The organism is Pseudoxanthomonas sp. USHLN014, from assembly GCF_037153335.1.
Classification (GTDB): Bacteria; Pseudomonadota; Gammaproteobacteria; order Xanthomonadales; family Xanthomonadaceae; genus Pseudoxanthomonas_A; species Pseudoxanthomonas_A winnipegensis.
Genome location: NZ_JBBCKO010000002.1, coordinates 568,561 through 584,575, shown reverse-complemented (window position 1 = coordinate 584,575; position 16,015 = coordinate 568,561). Strand labels below are relative to the sequence as shown.

General features: G+C 69.9%; 14 protein-coding genes. 5 read left to right on the top strand and 9 right to left on the bottom strand.

The features are described 5' to 3' along the window. The first annotated feature begins 172 nt into the window (after positions 1-172). Genes lldR through dld form a run of 3 tightly spaced genes read left to right on the top strand, consistent with a single transcriptional unit; the run spans position 173 to position 3,836 of the window. A complete protein-coding gene (gene lldR / locus WFQ05_RS06495; protein WP_337053162.1) occupies positions 173-988 on the top strand; it encodes a transcriptional regulator LldR in 816 nt (271 codons plus the stop codon). Beyond that, positions 985-2,148, top strand: a complete 1,164-nt coding sequence (gene lldD / locus WFQ05_RS06490; RefSeq protein ID WP_337053160.1) for an FMN-dependent L-lactate dehydrogenase LldD — start codon at positions 985-987, stop codon at positions 2,146-2,148. The genes lldR and lldD overlap by 4 nt, the downstream gene beginning before the upstream one ends. Next, on the top strand, positions 2,145-3,836 hold the full coding sequence (gene dld / locus WFQ05_RS06485) for a D-lactate dehydrogenase (RefSeq protein WP_337053159.1): 1,692 nt from the start codon (positions 2,145-2,147) through the stop codon (positions 3,834-3,836). Before lldD ends, dld begins: the two co-directional genes overlap by 4 nt. Before the next feature lie 515 nt (positions 3,837-4,351). On the opposite strand, the gene WFQ05_RS06480 is transcribed toward dld, so the two are convergent. Continuing rightward, positions 4,352-5,554 carry an amino acid aminotransferase gene (locus tag WFQ05_RS06480; RefSeq protein ID WP_130524103.1) on the bottom strand — a complete coding sequence of 401 codons (1,203 nt, stop codon included), beginning with the start codon at positions 5,552-5,554 and terminating at the stop codon, positions 4,352-4,354. 243 nt (positions 5,555-5,797) lie between these two features. Here WFQ05_RS06480 and WFQ05_RS06475 point away from each other — a divergent pair, with 243 nt between their 5' ends. Together WFQ05_RS06475 and WFQ05_RS06470 are read left to right on the top strand one after the other, a co-directional pair. Continuing rightward, a complete protein-coding gene (locus WFQ05_RS06475; protein WP_130532259.1) occupies positions 5,798-6,100 on the top strand; it encodes a YciI-like protein in 303 nt (100 codons plus the stop codon). A gap of 13 nt (positions 6,101-6,113) precedes the next feature. Then, the gene (locus WFQ05_RS06470; RefSeq protein ID WP_337053156.1) at positions 6,114-6,317 is read left to right on the top strand and encodes a hypothetical protein; all 204 of its coding nucleotides are present in this window, start codon (positions 6,114-6,116) and stop codon (positions 6,315-6,317) included. Between the two features lie 215 nt (positions 6,318-6,532). On the opposite strand, the gene WFQ05_RS06465 is transcribed toward WFQ05_RS06470, so the two are convergent. The 8 genes from WFQ05_RS06465 to WFQ05_RS06430 all read right to left on the bottom strand — a co-directional run bounded on the left by WFQ05_RS06465 (position 6,533) and on the right by WFQ05_RS06430 (position 16,008). Continuing rightward, positions 6,533-6,691 carry a hypothetical protein gene (locus tag WFQ05_RS06465; protein ID WP_337053154.1) on the bottom strand — a complete coding sequence of 53 codons (159 nt, stop codon included), beginning with the start codon at positions 6,689-6,691 and terminating at the stop codon, positions 6,533-6,535. 432 nt (positions 6,692-7,123) lie between these two features. After that, positions 7,124-7,495, bottom strand: coding sequence for a DUF779 domain-containing protein (locus WFQ05_RS06460; RefSeq protein ID WP_337053153.1), 372 nt, complete (start codon positions 7,493-7,495; stop codon positions 7,124-7,126). A 32-nt stretch (positions 7,496-7,527) separates the two neighbouring features. Continuing rightward, positions 7,528-9,666 carry a TonB-dependent receptor gene (locus WFQ05_RS06455; RefSeq protein WP_337053152.1) on the bottom strand — a complete coding sequence of 713 codons (2,139 nt, stop codon included), beginning with the start codon at positions 9,664-9,666 and terminating at the stop codon, positions 7,528-7,530. A gap of 185 nt (positions 9,667-9,851) precedes the next feature. Further along, complete coding sequence (adhP, locus tag WFQ05_RS06450; RefSeq protein ID WP_130532262.1) at positions 9,852-10,880, bottom strand: alcohol dehydrogenase AdhP; 1,029 nt, start codon at positions 10,878-10,880, stop codon at positions 9,852-9,854. Between the two features lie 122 nt (positions 10,881-11,002). Continuing rightward, the gene (azu, locus tag WFQ05_RS06445; RefSeq protein ID WP_130532263.1) at positions 11,003-11,455 is read right to left on the bottom strand and encodes an azurin; all 453 of its coding nucleotides are present in this window, start codon (positions 11,453-11,455) and stop codon (positions 11,003-11,005) included. A gap of 110 nt (positions 11,456-11,565) precedes the next feature. Next, on the bottom strand, positions 11,566-12,744 hold the full coding sequence (locus WFQ05_RS06440) for a porin (protein ID WP_337053151.1): 1,179 nt from the start codon (positions 12,742-12,744) through the stop codon (positions 11,566-11,568). Positions 12,745-13,038: 294 nt separating this feature from the next. Then, on the bottom strand, positions 13,039-14,271 hold the full coding sequence (locus tag WFQ05_RS06435; RefSeq protein ID WP_337053150.1) for a cytochrome c: 1,233 nt from the start codon (positions 14,269-14,271) through the stop codon (positions 13,039-13,041). A 24-nt stretch (positions 14,272-14,295) separates the two neighbouring features. Next, on the bottom strand, positions 14,296-16,008 hold the full coding sequence (locus tag WFQ05_RS06430; RefSeq protein ID WP_337053149.1) for a methanol/ethanol family PQQ-dependent dehydrogenase: 1,713 nt from the start codon (positions 16,006-16,008) through the stop codon (positions 14,296-14,298). Positions 16,009-16,015: the final 7 nt, after the last annotated feature.

Below are 16,015 nucleotides of genomic sequence, written 5' to 3'. Positions count from 1 at the left end.
CTATTGAGAAAGCAATCTTCGTGATTGACACCGATCGAGTCGTGAGCGCCTAATTTAGGCCAGGCCGAGCGCTATTTGGTATGGCCAATTGAGTGGCAATCGCACGCAAGTGCGGCGCGCCACCGGCCGATGGGACGGGCGAGGGCGCCCGGCCACCGCCGCGAGTCCTGCCATGCCCCGATCCCACCCCCTGTCCGCTGATGCCCTGCCCGTCGCCACGCGCCCGGCCGAGCGCGTCCCCGACCGCGTGGCGGCCCAGCTGCGCGCGCTGATCGACCGCCGCGGGCTCAAGCCCGGCGAACGCCTGCCGGCCGAACGCGCCCTGGCCCTCGAGCTGGCGGTCTCGCGCTCGGCCCTGCGCGAGGGCATCGCCCAGCTGGCCAGCCAGGGCCTGCTGGTCAGCCGGGTCGGCGGCGGCACCTATGTGCGCGCGCCGGCGCCGCTGGACGCGGCCCTGGATGCGCAGCTGGCGCCGTATCTGCCGCTGTTCCAGGGCGACCCGGAATACCGCTTCGACGTGCTGGAGATCCGCCACGCGCTGGAAGGCGCGACCGCCTGGCATGCCGCCCAGCGCGCGACCGAGTCCGATCGCGCGCGCATCGCTACCGCCTTCGAGGCGCTGCTTGCCGCGCACGAGCAGGGCGACGCGGCCCGCCAGGCCCAGGCCGATGCGGACTTCCACCTGGCCATCGCCGAGGCCTCGCACAACCTGGTGCTGCTGCAGGTCATGCGCGCGCTGTTCCGGCTGCTGCAGTCCAACATCTCGCAGAACCGCGAGAAGCTCTACACCTCGCCGCAAACCTTCGCACCGCTGCTGGCCCAGCACCGCGCGCTGAAGGACGCGGTGCTGGCCGGCGATGCCGACCGCGCGCGCCATGCCGCGCACGAGCACCTGGCCTTCGTGCACGGCTCCCTCAAGACCCTCGACGAGGATGAGGCGCGTCGCGCCCGCGCCTCGCGCCTCCCGCCGGACCGCCCGCTGCCATGATCATCGCCTCCTCCACCGATTACCGCGCCGCCGCGCAGCGCCGGCTGCCGCCGTTCCTGTTCCACTACGCCGACGGCGGCGCCTACGCCGAGCGCACGCTGGCGCGCAACGTGACTGACCTGGGCGAGATCGCGCTGCGCCAGCGCGTGCTCAAGGACATGTCGCAGCTGGACCTGTCGACCACGCTGTTCGGCGAGACCCTCGCCATGCCCGTGGTGCTGGGGCCGGTCGGCCTGACCGGCATGTTCGCCCGCCGCGGCGAGGTCCAGGCCGCGCAGGCCGCCGCGCGCAAGGGCATCCCCTTCACCCTGTCCACCGTCTCGGTGTGCCCCATCGAGGAGGTCGCGCCGACGCTGACGCGGCCGATGTGGTTCCAGCTGTACGTGCTCAAGGACCGCGGCTTCATGCGCCACGCGCTGGAGCGCGCGCAGGCCGCCGGCGTCAGGACGCTGGTGTTCACCGTGGACATGCCGGTGCCCGGCGCGCGCTATCGCGACATGCACTCGGGCATGAGCGGGCCGCACGCGGCGCTGCGCCGCTACTGGCAATCGCTGACCCATCCGCGCTGGGCCTGGGACGTGGGCCTGCACGGCCGCCCGCACGACCTGGGCAACGTCTCGCGCTACCTGGGCAAGCCGACCGGGCTGGAGGACTACATCGGCTGGCTGGCGGCCAACTTCGATCCTTCGATCTCGTGGAAGGATCTGGAGTGGATCCGCGAGTTCTGGAAGGGCCCGATGCTGATCAAGGGCATCCTCGATGCGGACGACGCGCGCGACGCGGTGCGCTTCGGCGCCGACGGCATCGTGGTGTCCAACCACGGCGGGCGCCAGCTCGACGGCGTGCTGTCCAGCGCACGCGCGCTGCCGGCGATCGCCGATGCGGTCAAGGGCGACATCAAGCTGCTGGCCGACTCCGGCATCCGCACCGGCCTGGACGTGGTGCGCATGCTCGCCCTGGGCGCCGACGCGGTGCTGCTGGGCCGGGCCTGGCTGTACGCGCTGGCCGCGGCCGGCGGCGCAGGCGTGGAGCATCTGCTGGGCCTGATCGAGAAGGAAATGCGCGTGGCCATGACGCTCACCAGCACGCGCAGCATCGCCGACATGGGCCCGCACATGCTGGTGCCCGCCGACGCGCTGCCGGCCGACCGCCTGCCGTGAGCGCGCATGGCGACGCGGCCCTGCTGGACACGTTGCGCGGCATCGTCTGCCGCCGCCACGTGCTGACCGACGACAAGCGCACGCGCCGCTTCCGCAAGGGCCAGCGCTTCGGCGAAGGGCCGGTGCTGGCGGTGGTCCAGCCGGGCACGCTGGTCGAGCAGTGGCGCGTGCTGCAGGCCGCCGTGGCCGCCGATGTGATCGTGATCCTGCAGGCCGCCAATACCGGCCTGACCGGCGGCTCGACGCCCGATGGTGAGGACTACGAGCGCCCGGTCCTGCTGATCAGCACGCTGCGCCTGACCGGGGTGCAGCTGATCAACGACGGTGCCCAGGTGGTGTGCCTGCCCGGCGCCACGCTGGATGCGCTGGAGCGCGCGCTGGCGCCGCTGGGGCGCGAACCGCATTCGGTGATCGGTTCGTCCTGCATCGGCGCCTCGGTGCTGGGCGGGGTGTGCAACAACTCCGGCGGTGCGCTGGTGCGGCGCGGCCCGGCCTATACCGAGCTGGCCCTGTACGCGCAGCTGGGCGCCGACGGCGTGCTGCGCCTGGTCAACCACTTAGGCATCGCGCTGGGCGAGGACCCGGAGGACATGCTCACGCGGCTGCAGGCCGGGCGCTACACCGCGGCCGATATCGTCAACGATCCGACCAGGGCCGCCTCGGACCACACCTATGCCGCGCATGTGCGCCAGGTCGATGCCGCCACGCCGGCGCGCTTCAACGCCGACCCGACGCGGCTGCACGAGGCCTCGGGCTCGGCCGGCAGGCTGGCGCTGTTCGCCGTGCGCCTGGATACCTTCCCGATGGAGGACACGGTGGTGTTCTACGTCGGCAGCAACGCGCCGGACGACCTCACCGCCGTGCGCCGCCATCTGCTGACCGCGCTGCCGTCGCTGCCGGTGGCCGGCGAGTACATCCATCGCGACGCCTACGACATCGGCGAGCGCTACGGCAAGGACACCTTCCTGCTGATCGACCGCCTCGGCACCGCGCGCGTGCCCAGGGCGTTCGCGCTGAAGAGCCGGGTCGATGCGTTCTTCGAGCGGCTCGGGCTGCACGGGATCAGCGACCGCGCGCTGCAGCGCCTGGCCGGCCTGCTGCCGCCTCACCTGCCGCGGCGCATGAGCGAGTTCCGCGCGCGTTTCGAGCACCACCTGCTGATCCGCGTGGCGCGCGACAGCGCCGAGGCGACCGCCGCCTTCCTGCGCGTCTACTTCGCCACGTGCGAGGGCGACTGGTTCCAGTGCGATGCGGAGGAAGGCCGCAAGGCCTTCCTGCATCGCTTCGCCATCGCCGGCGCGGCGATCCGCTACCGCCAGGTGCACCGCGACCGCGTCGAGGACATCGTCGCGCTCGACATCGCCCTGCGCCGCGACGACCGCGACTGGGTCGAAACCCTGCCCGCGCAGCTGGATGCCCAACTCATCGCCAAGCTCTACTACGGCCACTTCTTCTGCCACGTGTTCCACCAGGACTACATCGCGCGCAAGGGCAGCGACCCGCTGGCGATCGAGCATGCGATGTGGAAGCGCCTGGATGCGCGCGGCGCCGAGTACCCGGCCGAACACAACGTCGGCCACCTCTACCGCGCCAAGCCGGCGCTGGCCGCCTTCTACCGCCAGCTCGACCCGACCAACCGCTTCAACCCCGGCATCGGCCAGACGCCGCGAGGGCGCGGGTGGGTGTAGGGGTAGGCGGAGATGGGCGGGGGCTGAAGGGAGGAGTGAGTGGAGAGGAGTGAGCAGGAGCCGCGTGTGCGCGAATCTGCGTGGCCTTCCGCGCCTCAGCGCCTGCTTCCGACATTCAAACACGATGCCCAACGCCGCCATTCCCGCGAACGCGGGAATCCATGGACGTTGGCGCTTCGGCGCGAAAGTCCCTGGGTTCCCGCTTTCGCGGTAACGACGATGGTGAGCTCCGAGGCGGCACTGGGCAGGTGGCGCTGAGATTGCAAAAGAGCGAGCAAGCGCCCCGCGTGCGCGCACCTTCCCACTCGGCGCCCGCTTCCTGACTGAGCTCGCTTCCGACATCCAAGCGCGATGCTCAACCCCGTCATTCCCGCGAACGCGGGAACCCAGTGCCTTTCAAGCGGCAGCTAACGTCCATGGATTCCCGCTTTCGCGGGAATGACGGTGAGTGAGAGGTGAGAAGTGAGACATCCGCTCACTCCTCACTCCTCACTCCTCGCCCCACCCACGCACGACTAGCCCTTAACAACCTGGGCGATGGCCTGGGCGACGCGCTCCAGGTTGCCGGCGTTGAGCGCGGCCACGCAGATGCGGCCGGAGCCGATGGCGTAGATGGCGTGTTCCTCGCGCAGGCGGTCCACCTGGTCCTTGGTCAGGCCCGAGTAGCTGAACATGCCGGCCTGCTTGGAGATGAAGCCGAAGTCGCCGGCGCCGGCGTCGGCCAGCTTCTGCACCAGGCCCGCGCGCAGCGAATGGATGCGCTCGCGCATGGCGGTCAGCTCGTCTTCCCACTCCGCGCGCAGCTCCGGGTTGTTCAGCACGCCGGCCACCAGGGCGGCGCCGTGCGTGGACGGGCTGGAGTAGATGGTGCGGATGATGCGCTTGACGTGCGACTGGACGGCCTTGGCCTGCTCGGCGGTGGCCGCCACGATCGACAGCGCGCCCACGCGCTCGCCATACAGCGAGAACGACTTGGAATACGAGCTGGCGACGATGAAGTCGCTGATGCCGGCGTCGACGATCACCTGCAGCGCGGCCGAGTCCTCGCGGATGCCCTTGTCGAAGCCCTGGTAGGCCAGGTCGATGAAGGGGAACAGGTCGCCGTCCTTCAACACCTGCGCCACCTGCTTCCACTGCTCGACGGTGAGGTCGGCGCCGGTGGGGTTGTGGCAGCACGCGTGCAGCAGCACGGTGGTCTTGGGCTTGAGCGCCTTCAGGTCGGCGAGCATGCCGGCGAAGTCCACCCCGTGGGTGGCCGCGTCGAAATAGGTGTACTCGCCGACCTCGAAGCCGGCGGCCTCGAACACGGCGCGGTGGTTCTCCCACGAGGGCTTGCTCAGCGCCAGGGTGGCGTGCGGCAGCAGCTTGCGCAGGGTCTCGGCGCCCACGCGCAGCGCACCGCTGCCGCCGACGGTCTGGGTGGTGGCCACGCGGCCGGCGGCCAACAGCGGCGAATCCTTGCCGAACAGCAGCTCGCGGGTGGCCTGGGTGTAGGCCGGCAGGCCGTCGATCGGCAGGTAGCCGCGCGGCTTGGCTTCCAGCGCCAGGGCTTCCTCGACCTTGGCCACGGCCTTGAGCAGCGGGATGCGGCCGGTTTCGTCGTAGTAGATGCCCACGCCCAGATTGACCTTGCCCGGGCGGGGATCGTGGTTGTAGGCCTCGGTCAGGCCCAGGATGGGATCGCCCGGGACCTGTTCAACGGATGCAAAAGAAGACACGGCGTGACTCGACATGGCGGGAGGAAGGGGGCGCGACGCGGCGCGTTCCGCGTGCCGGCGGCGATGGCCCCCGGCGCGCGAAAGGGCGCCAATCGTAGCAGGCGCGGGCAAGCGCAGAGCGCGCAACGGCGCGGGTTTGTCCCATCCTGCGGTGGTTGCGGGCGACACCATTCAGCCGCGCGGCGCGATTGAAGCCGGCCTGGCCGGAGACCACACTGGGCGCCCGCCCCGCCGGAGCCGCCCATGCACTTCCTGCTGTTCTACCAGACCGCCGCGGACTACCTGCAGCGCCGCCCGCTGCATCGGGCCGCCCATCTGGCCTATGCGCGCCAGGCGGTGGCGCGCGGGGAGCTGGTGCTGGGCGGCGCGGTCGGCGATCCGCCCGAGTCGGCGCTGCTGCTGTTCCAGGGCGAGGACGACAGTGCCGCGCGGCGTTTCGCCGAAGGCGATCCCTACGTGGTCGAGGGCATCGTCGCGAGCTGGACGGTGAGGCCGTGGACCACGGTGGTCGGCGCCGACGCGGCGCATCGCGTGCCGCTCGGCTAGCGGCGCGCGCGCCATGGACACCGCGAATCTGGTGTGGGGGTTGCTGTTCGGCGCGATCGGAAGCGGCTATCTGGTGTATGGGGTGCGGCAGCGGGCGCTGGTGCCGGCGTTGTGTGGCTTGGCGCTGGGGGTGTTCACGTGGTTTGTGGATAGCGCTTGGGTGACGTTCGTGATGGGGGTGGTGTTGATGGGGGTGCCGTACTTTGTGCGGTTCTGAGGGCGTGCTTGGGCGCACATGCCTTCAGCGTTTTGAGTTTTAGGGGCACGCGCCTGCGGCGCGCTTGATGCAAAGGCTTTCGCGCCTACGGGCGCGAGCTACTTTTGTCTTGTCAAAAGTAGCCAAAACCGCTTCTCGCCGGACGCACGCCGACGCTACGCGTCGGTCCCCTGTGCTCCTCGCAAAGCAGGGCCCGGCGCCCAAACTCGCTTCGCTCAAACAGGGCGCCTCTTCGGCCCTGCTTCGCTGCGGTGCTCGGCGTGCTTTACGGCTCGGACAGGTGGAGCGAAGCGCAAGCTCTCGAGCAACAGCAACAGCAACAGCAACAGCAACAGCAACAGCAACAGCAACAGCAACAGCAACAGCTGAAGCAACAGCCGAAGCAATCCTTTCAGATCGTCATTCCCGCGAACGCGGGAATCCAGGGACGTTGCTGTTCGCTCCTCGCTTTTGCTGGCGGCTTCAAACCCCCCCGTAAGGCACGGCGGAGGGGCGAGGACAAGACCCGTAGAGCCTGCCCCGGACTTGATACGGGGGCGCCGCACAGGGATGTGCGGCGTTTTCCGAGGGGACAGGATGTCCCCTTGGAAAATCCCTCGCTCCGCAGCGGACCCGCGAAGCGGGCGTGCCACCCGGGGTGTGCTTGACCAGACATTCGTCTGTGGAAAAGCGCTTCTTTTGCCTACTTTTCTTTGCACAAGCAAAGAAAAGTAGGTCGGGCCGCGAAGCGGCACGAAAGCGCTTGCCCTAAAAAAACCCCACGCGTGCGGGCTTGCTGCCCCCCTACGCGAAAAAGCAGGCAGAACCTAAACCTTCCCCTCCGCCTGCAATGCCTCGAACTCCTCATCCGCGAACAGGCGCGAGCGCACCAGGAAGCGCACCCCTTCGCCGTTGTCCAGCGAGAACATCCCGCCGCGCCCGGGCACCACATCGATGATCAGCTGGGTGTGCTTCCAGTATTCGAACTGCGAGGGGCTGATATAGAAATCCGCCCCGCCGATCTCGCCCAGACGCACGTCGCGGTCGCCGACGATGAAGTCGTCGACCGGGTAGCACATCGGCGAGGAGCCGTCGCAGCAGCCGCCGGACTGGTGGAACAGCACCGGGCCGTGGCGGCCCCGCAGCCGCTCGATCAGCTGCAGGGCGGGCAGGGTGGCGATGACCTGGCGGGTGTCCATGACGGGCTCCTGATGGGTTGGGTGGGGGGCGATCAGCCGTCGCCGCCCCAGGTCCAGCGTGCGCCGACCATGACGCCGCGGCCCGGGCCGGGTTCGTAGTAGCGGCCATTGCCTTCGTTGACGATGACCGAGCCGATGTAGCGCTGGTCCAGCGCATTGTCCACGCGCACGAAGCCCTTCAGCGCGCCGCTGGCGTAGCGCCAGCGATAGCCGGCCTCGAGCCCGACCAGGAAGTACCCCGGCGCGCGCGCGGTGCCGGCGTCGTTGACGGTGACATCGCCCACGCCTTCGCCGTCCAGCTGCGCGCTCCAGTCGCCGTGGCGCCAGCCCAGGGTCGCGTTGAGCTGGTTGCGCGAGGTGCCGGGGATACGCGTGCCTGCGGCCACCAGGGTGGTGGGGTTGTTGCAGCCGGCGGCGGTGCAGATCGGGAAGCTGTCGCGGAAGGTGGCGTCCAGATAGGTATAGGCCAGGTCCAGCGACCAGTCCTGCGCCAGCGGCAGGCCGGCGCTCAGCTCCACGCCCTGGCGGCGCGCGCTGCCGACGTTGCGATAGCTGCTGCGGCCGCCGACGTTGCGGGCCACGGCCAGCTCGTCGTCGGTGTTGGCGCGGAACAGCGCCAGCTCGGCATGCGCGCCGGACTGGGCATGCCACTTGGCGCCCAGCTCGACATTGCGGCTGATCGAGGGCTGCAGGTCGAAGGCCAGCCCCGCGCCGCCATCGGCGCGGTAGCCGATCTCGTTGAAGGTCGGCGTCTCGAAGCCGCGCCCGGCCGACACGTACAGGCTCAGGTCCTCGCGCGCGGCGAAGCTCAGGCCGGCCACCGGCGTGGTCTCCGAATAGGTGCGCCGGCCGCTGTCGTCCGGGTTGCCGGCGGTGATGTAGAAGTCGCGCGAGGAGAAGCGCACCTGGCTATGGCGCAGGCCGGCCAGCAGCGACAGGCGCGGCACGAATTCCCAGTACGCCTGCGCGTACTGGTCGAAGTTCTCGACCACATCGCGCTCGTTGCGGCGCAGCCGGCCGCGCACGCCCAGCGTGCTGCCGACGAAGTTCTCGTAGCCGCGCCGCTGCTGGCGCTGCTTCTCGAAATTGGTGCCGGCGGTGAACTCGAGCGGCCGCCCGGCCGCCTCGCCCTGCCACGACCAGCGCCCGTCGGTGCCGCCGTAGTCGCTGTCCAGGTCGATCACGCCGCCGGCCTGCAGGGGATTGGTCTGGGTCGCGGCGGGAATGGACTGGTACTGCACCACCTTGCGGTTGCCGCCCCAGGCGGACACGCGTACGGTCTGCTGCGCGCTCAGCGGCAGGGTGTAGAGCGCGCCAAGCTGGTTCTGCTGCACCGACTTGCGGGTGTCGTACTGATCGGCCTGCGGCGTGGCCTGGGTGCGGTCGGCGTCGACCTGCGCCTTGGTCAGGCCCAGCGGATCCTGCGCATCGCTGCGGAAGGCGTTGCCGACCAGGTCCAGCGTGCCGGCGCCGCCCAGATCGAAGGTGAACTTGGCATTGCCCGAATCGCGGTCTGCCGCGCTGTGCTGGCGATAGCCGTCGGTCATGAAGCGCTGCACGGCCACGTTGTAGCCCACCGCGCCGGCGGTGCCGCGCACGCGGGCGCCGGCGGTCCAGCTGTCGTCGCGGCCATAGGTGGTCTGCACCGTGAGCTCGGGCGCCTGGGTCGGCGCGGCGCTCCACAGCTGGATCACCCCGCCGGAGGAATTGCCGTACAGCGCCGAGAACGGCCCGCGCAGCACGTCCACGCGGCCGCCGCCGAGCAGGTTGAAGTGCGAGACCTGGCCCTGGCCGTCGGGCATCGCCGCCGGGATACCGTCGGCATACAGGCGGATGCCGCGCACGCCGAAGGTGGTGCGCGCGCCGAAGCCGCGCACCGACAGCTGCGTGTCCTGGGCGTAGTTCTGCCGGTCGCGCGCCAGGATGCCGGGCACGCCCTGCAGCTCGTCGGACAGGTTGACGTCGTTGTGGCCGCCTTCGCCCAGGTCGATGCTCGACACCGACGCGGGCACGCGGAAGGCCGGGACGCGCTCCAGGCGCGTGGTCACCACGATGCGATCCAGGGTGAGCGCATCGGTTGGCGCGGCGGGCTCGTCGGCCAGGGCAGGGGCGGAGGCGGACAGCGCGGCCAGGCAGGCCGCGTGCAGCGAAGTCGGGCGAAAACGGGTCATCAACGTCAAGGCATCATGGGGAAGGAAAGAAGGCGCACCGCGCAGCCTCGGGCTGCGCGGGTGGCGCGTGCGTCGGCAGGCCGGGCGCACGCGACAAGGAGAACACGCCGGTCCACCGCAAGGGTGAAGATCCGCGTGCGCGACGCGGATCCCGGCAGGCGCGCGTGGTGCGCAAGCATGGCCTGTTATGCCGCCATGTCCAGCACCACCCGGCCTTCGATCTGGCCGGCGTGCATCCTGGCGAACACCGCGTTGATGTTGTCCAGCGTGTCGGTGGTCACCGTCGCGGCGACCTTGCCGGCCTGGGCGAACTCCAGCGACTCCTGCAGGTCCAGGCGCGTTCCGACGATGGAGCCGCGCACGGTCACCCCGTTGAGCACCATGCCGAAGATGTCCAGCGGGAACTGGCCCGGCGGCAGGCCGTTGAGCGAGACCGTGCCGCCGCGGCGGACCATGCCGATGGCCTGCTCGAAGGCCTTCGGCGAGACCGCCGTGACCAGTGCGCCGTGCGCGCCGCCGATCTCCTTCTTCAGGTACGCCACCGGATCGGTGGTGCGCGCGTTGACCGTCACCGTCGCGCCCAGGCGCGTGGCCAGCGCCAGCTTGGCGTCGTCCACGTCCACCGCGGCCACGTTCAGCCCCATCGCCTTGGCGTACTGCACCGCCATGTGACCCAGGCCGCCGATGCCGGAGATCACCACCCAGTTGCCGGGCCGGGTGTCGGTGACCTTCAGGCCCTTGTACACGGTGACGCCGGCGCACAGGATCGGCGCGACCTCGACGAAGCCGACGTTCTTCGGCAGATGGCCGACATAGCCGGCGTTGGCCAACGCGTATTCGGCGAAGCCGCCGTTGACCGAGTAGCCGGTGTTCTGCTGCGCCTCGCACAGCGTCTCCCAGCCGCCCAGGCAGTGCTCGCAGTGGCCGCAGGCCGAGTACAGCCACGGGATGCCGACGCGGTCGCCTTCCTTGACGTGGGTGACGCCCTCGCCGACGGCCACGACGTGGCCCACGCCCTCGTGGCCGGGGATGAAGGGCGGGTTGGGCTTGACCGGCCAGTCGCCCTCGGCCGCGTGCAGGTCGGTGTGGCACACGCCGCAGGCTTCGATCTTGACCAGCAGATCGCCGGCCCTGGGCCGCGGCACGGCCACTTCCTCGATCGCCAGCGGCTGGCCGAACGCGCGGACCACGGCGGCTTTCATCGTCTTGTTCATGGGATTCACAGCTCCTGTGGGGGTGTCTCCAGCCGCAGGCTAGGCCGACGCATCGGCCCCCGCCTTGATCCCGGTCAATTCCCCGACCGGACAATTCCCGACCCTGGTGCATGCAACGCGGCTCAGCCGAAGACGAACTTGCCCTTCATCAGCGTGGAGTGGCCCGGGAAGGAGCAGAAGAAGCTGTAGTCGCCGCCCTTGGTCAGCTTGGACGTGGAGAAGGTCACCGTGTCGCGCTGACCGCCGCCGATCACCTTGGTGTGGGCGATCACGCGCTCGTCGCCGGCCTTGATGAACCCGGCGGCCATGCCGGCCTTCATGCCATCGGCATCGATGCCGGCCATGTCGGCGGTCTTGGCCAGCACCCAGTCGTGGCCCATCACGTTGGCGGCCAGCTTGCCGGTGTGGGTCAGGGTCACGCTCACCTGGGTGCAGGCCGCGTCGATCCGGATCTCGGTCTTGTCGAACTTCATCGCATCGTCGCCGCTGATGGCGACGTTGCAGGTCTTGGCGAACGCGGTCGGGGCTAGGCAGGCCAGGCACAGCAACAGCAGGGTGGGGATCAGCTTGCGCATCGGGTTGGGTCCTCGTGTCGTGCGGGGGAAGCGGGGATGGAGCGGCTTGCGCTCGGTAGGACCCACGCCGCACGCACCCCCCGCGGATGCGCACGGCGTGGGGTGGAACGCTAGAAGAAGATGATGCCGCCGACCGAACCGCCGTTCATGTCCACGGTGGTGCCGTCGAAGGCTTCCGAACGGGTGCGCCCGCCCTCCAGGGCCAGCGTCACCGCCTTGGTGAGCTGCCAGTACACGCCCAGCGTCGCATTGGCGTTGGACTTCAGCCCGCCGGTGCCGGGCGTCTGGTCGCGGTTGCGGCTGATGCCGTAGTTGGCGCCCAGCTTGACCTTGTCGGTCAGGCCGAAGGTGCCCTGCGCCAGCCAGTTGGTGGACTTGGTGTCCTGCTGGTCGCCATCGGCCAGGATGCCCAGGCCGGTGCCGGTCTGGACGTTGACCAGCCCGCCGAAGCGCCCGGCCGTCACCGCGGCGCCGGCCTCGAAGCCGCGCATGGTGAACTGATCGTCCTCGTCCAGGCGGTTGTAGAAGCGCTGGGTCTTGGCGCCGACCCAGGCCTTGAAGTTGTCGTTCTTCCACAGCAGCTGCGCCTGCACCTGCGGCACCGACTTGGCCTCGTAGGCGCCGTTGTTGCCGACCGGGCTCACCACCGCGACGGTGGCGCTGAAGCCGCCGGCCGCTGGCGAGGTCCAGGCGATCTGGCCGTAGTTGCCCAGGTAGGTGTAGCCGGCGCCGATATGGCCCAGCGAGACGCGGCCGCGCTGGGTCGCCTGCACCGGCGCGCCCACGCCCATCAGCGTCATGTCGCTCAGGATCGCGTTGGAGCCGAACACGCCGTAGTCGCGGCCCAGCTTGAAGCTGCCGATCCGGTCGTTGCCGATGGTGAAGAAGGCCTGGCGCACGTCCACGCCGCTGTTGGCGTCGATGGCGCTGTCGGTGGCGGTGTGGGCCATGATCCCGATCGTGCCGCCGAGCTGGTAGCCCTCCTGCTCGGTGGAGAACTTGGTCACCAGCGCGTTGGGCAGCAGGCCGTTGCCGATCGTGGTGCGGCTGGATTCGCCGCCGCAGCCCAGCGCGCGGCCGGCCAGTGCCAGGCCGCCGACGGTCTCACTGCCGCAGCTGACCGAGGTGTAGTACGCGTTGATGTAACCGCCCACATCGATCTTCCAGTCGCCAGCGGTCATCTCCACCGCCTGGGCGGCCGGCAGCGCGGCCACCAGCAGGCCGGCCGACAGCAGGCGCAGCGGCAGGTGGCGATGGCGGTGTTGGCGGGCGTGTGCTTGCTTGCTCATGTCAGTTCCCTCCCCGGGATGCACGTCGTTGGGCCGGTCGATGCCGCGGCCGGCGTCGGTTGGACCTGGCGCACGGCCGCAGGGCGAGCGGGCGTCAGGCAAAGCGGCGGCTGGCGCACGTCGCCGTTGGCGTCGTGCGGGCTGCCTGGGTGCTGCGTGGCGTGCGTCCGTCGGGATCGGACGTTGCCCGGCTCGCCCGGCGCAGGGCCGGGGATCGACGGAGCGCGGGGAGCGCCGTCGACGGGGCGGTGAGGCGACCGCCGCGACGGGATGGCCGTCGCGGCGGCGTTGCGCTTACGGCTCGTTGCCGCGGTAGACCAGCGGCTCCTTGGAGGCCTTGGCCTCGTCGAAGGTCAGCGGCTTGTCGCCGGCCGGGTAGCCGTTCTCCTGCAGGATGAAGGCCATGATGTTGGCGTAGGTGTCATGGTCCAGGCTGGCCGGCTGGGTGGCGGGCATGTTCTGCGAGACGATGGTGAAGATGTCGCCCACGTGGAAGCCCGCCGCCGGGTTGGCGAAGTGCTTGCCCTTCAGCGCCGGGCCGGCGCGGCCGCCCAGCGTGTCGCCGTGGCACAGCGCGCAGTTGTCGGCGTATTCCTGCTTGCCCTTGTCGGCCTGCGCGGCGGTGAACAGCTTGGGCGCATCGCCGGCCGCGGCCGTAGCGGCCGCCGCGGGGCCTGGGCCGGCGCCATTCCAGGCCAACTGCGCGCCGCGCCTGAACATCGCCTGCGTGGTCGCGTTGGCCTGCGCCTTGCCGTTGCCTTGTGGCGTGGCCAGCACCGCGTAGGGATCCAGCAGCCTGCCCAGCGTGCCGTCGGCGCCGAGCGTGGCGACGCTGGCCTCGAAGGCCTGCGCGGCCGCGGCGTTGGCCGGGTCGTACAAGGCCACCAGGTTCCAGCGCGCATGCGGCTCGTCCAGCTCGGCGTAGTCGAACGGCGCGGCGTCCTTGTGCGCGCTCAGCCAGCCGACCACCGCCGGACGCCACAGCATGGCCGCACCGACCTTGTGCTGCTCCAGCGCCTCGATGGCGTCGTCGTTGGTCAGGTGCACGTCGGCCTGCAGCTTCGGGTAATCGGCGAAGTACAGGTTGGGCGTGGTCTGGTAGGTCACCGCGACCGGGCTGCCCGCCGGCAGCGTGGCCAGCGAGCGGGCCTGGCTGCCGTGCGGGGTGACCAGCACGAAGCCAGTGCGCCCGTAGGCGGCGGTGGCCTTGAGGCCCTCGGGCACGCCCGAGGCGCTGGCATCGACCGGGAAGCCGAGCACCAGCTGGCAGTCCTTGGCCGCCAGCTTGTTGAACTCCTTCAGGTCGAAGCCTTCGTCGTCATCGCCGGTGCCGTCGAACTCGTGCACCGACAAGGTGGTCTTCTGCTGCTTGGCCACGGCCGCGGCGATGGCCTTGTCCATCGCCGCGGTCGGGCTGGAGCTGTCCACGCAGACCGAGACGGCGGCCTGGGCGGCGCCGATGCCGCTGGCGCACAGCGCCAGCGACACGACGGAACGGAGGAGGGTGGGGTGCGGGGTGTGTTTCATGGCCTGGCTCCGGGGTGCGAATGCTTACAGCGAGAACACGTACAGGTGGCCGCCGAGCGGGATGTTGCGGACCTTCGGGTCCTTGGCCATCTCGCCGCCCCAGATCGGCACGCCGCCGCCCCAGCCCGCGTACACGCCGACGTACTGCTTGCCGTTGACGGTCCAGGTGGAGGGCACGCCTAGCACGCCGGAGGCCATCTGCGGGCTCTTCCACAGGACCTTGCCGGTCTTGGCGTCGAAGGCGTACAGGTAGCCATCGGCGCTGCCGGAGAACAGCAGGCCGCCGGCGGTGGTCAACATGCCGCCGTTCCACGGCAGCTCGGACGGGAAGTTCCAGACCTGCTTGCCGGTGTTCAGATCGATCGCCTGCACCGCGCCCCAGTGGTTGGGGAAGGCCGGGTCGCGCTTGACTAGGAAGGTCTCGCCCAGGAACGGCAGGCCGGCCTTGTAGCTGACCGCCGCGCCCTTCATGGTCATGCAGGTGTGCAGGGTCGGCACGTAGGCCATGCGCGTGTCGGGGCTGACCGAGATCGGCCACCAGTTCTTGCCGCCCAGGAAGCTGGGGCAGGTGAACACTTCCTTGTCCACGGTCGGGCGCATCGCCGGATCGGTGACCGGCTTGCCGTCCTTGAAGCCGCTGACCGAGGTGGCCGTGGCGAACTTCTCGGCATAGATCAGCTTGCCGTTGGTGCGGTCGATCGCATAGAACCAGCCGTTGCGGCTGGCGCTGACGATGGCCTTGTACTTCTTGCCCTTGTAGGTGATGTCGGTCAGCACCGTCTCGTTGGTGCCGTCGTAGTCCCAGGTGTCGTTGGGCGTGTACTGGTAGTGCCACTTGATCTTGCCGTCGGCCGGGTTCACCGCGATGACCGAGTCGGTGTACAGGTTGTCGCCCGGGCGCAGCGTGGCCAGCCACGGGCCAGGATTGCCCACGCCCCAGAACAGCGTGTCGGTGTCGGCGTCGTAGCTGCCGGTCAGCCAGGCCGCGCCGCCGCCGGTCTCGGCCGCGCCCTTGGGCCAGGTGTCGCCGCCCGGCTCGCCCGGCAGCGGGATGGTGTGCAGCTTCCACACCTGCTTGCCGGTCTTGGCGTCCAGCGCCTCGATGAAGCCGCGCGCGCCGTACTCGCCGCCGGACACGCCGACGATCACCTTGCCCTTGACCACCAGCGGGGCCAGGGTCATCGCATAGCCCACGTCGGGCGCGTTGAGCTGCTCGTTCCAGGCCACGTCGCCGGTCTGCGCGTTCAGCGCGACCACGTGGTTGTCCAGGGTGGCCACGTAGACCTTGTCCTCGTACAGCGCCACGCCGCGGTTGACCACGTCGCAGCAGATGGTCTTCAGGCCGACGTTGGACAGGTCGTGGGCGTACTCCCACAGCTTCTTGCCGGTGCTGGCCTGGAAGGCGATCAGGTGGTTCTTCGGCGTGGTGATGAACAGATAGTCGCCGTTGACGATCGGCGGGGCCTCGTGGCCCATGTCGAACTCGCTCTTCCAGTCCCAGGCCGGCTTGAGGTTGGCCACGTTGCCGGTGTCGATGGTCTTGAACGGCGCATAGCCGCGGCTGGTGTAGTCGCGGCGGTACATCAGCCAGCCGCTGTCGCTGGCGGCGGCCTTCAGGCGCGCGTCGGTCACCGGGGCATACGGGGCATCGGCGGCGCTGGCCGCGCCGCTGCAGGCCAGCACGCTGGCCACGGCCAGCGCCTTGAGCGCCTGGGTGGTGGGACGATGGATGTGCATGTGTCGC